At 75.5% G+C, this 1092-nt stretch carries 1 protein-coding gene and 1 pseudogene; both read right to left on the minus strand.

Annotation, left to right across the window (positions count from 1 at the left end):
* Positions 1 to 227: pseudogene (locus tag ABZ371_RS32815) on the minus strand (hypothetical protein); the annotation flags it as partial.
* 3 nt (positions 228 to 230) lie between these two features.
* Positions 231 to 1092 (minus strand): sugar transferase (locus ABZ371_RS32820; protein WP_358686634.1); only part of this gene is annotated, 862 nt, incomplete at its 5' end.

The raw sequence follows: 1092 nt of genomic DNA on the forward strand, positions 1-1092 counted from the left end.
AGCACCGCCACGCCCGAGAGGTGGTCGGCCGCGGGGACGCCGTACACCGTGCCGGCCTCCGTCGCGCCGGCCGGCGCGGCCTGGAGCAGCACGGTCGCGAGCACCGGCAGCAGCGGCCCACCGATCCGCCGGCGGTGCGGGGACGGGGGCGGTGCGCCACCGGAGTAGGGGCCGGAGCGGGACGTCGCGGCGGCGGCCGAGGCCGGCGCGGTCAGGGTCGGGGTCACGGGTCAGCTGCCTCCGAGCCGGAACACGGAGCCCGCGGTGCGGGCGAGGACGCACACGTCCTGCCAGAGGGACCACGTCTCGATGTACCGGTTGTCGAAGCGGGCCCGGTCCTCGATGGAGGTGTCCCCGCGCAGCCCGTGCACCTGGGCCAGGCCCGTGATGCCGACCGGCATCCGGTGCCGGGCCCGGTAGCCGGGGTGGATGCGGCTGAACTGCTGCACGAAGTAGGGGCGTTCGGGACGCGGTCCGACCAGGCTCATGTCGCCGCGCACCACGTTCCACAGCTGCGGCAGCTCGTCGAGCGAGGTGCGGCGCAGGAACCTGCCGACCCGGCTCATCCGCCCGTCGGCCGACACGTTCCACCGGGTGGCCGACTCGTGCGCGTCGGCCGGGCGCAGGGTGCGGAACTTCAGCAGGACGAAGGTGCGCCCGTACCGGCCGACGCGTTCCTGCCGGAAGACGACCCCGGGGCCGTCGCAGACCCTCACGGCCAGGGCGCAGAGCGCCATCACCGGACTCGCCGCGATCAGGGCGGCCGTGGCCAGGACGGCGTCCATGGCCCGCTTCACCCGGTGGCCGGCCGGGCGGCGCGGGCCGCCGTGCAACAGGTGCGCGGAGAAGCCCCACAGGTGGTCGTGTCCGGGCGCCCGCCGGTAGGGGGCGACCGTCACCTGATCGGTGACCAGCCACACCCGGCAACCGTGCTCCACGAACAGTTCGAAGAGCGCGGCCCCGTCCGGAACCGACTCCGGGGGGAGGGTGAACACGGCGTGCCGGACCGCGTTCTGGATGACCGCGCGCTCCACCTCGCGTCTGGAGCACAGGACCGGCGGCGCCGCCGTGGCCGCGCCCCCGGGCGTGTCC

The sequence above is a fragment of the Streptomyces sp. NPDC005899 genome, assembly GCF_040629645.1.
Classification (GTDB): Bacteria; Actinomycetota; Actinomycetes; order Streptomycetales; family Streptomycetaceae; genus Streptomyces.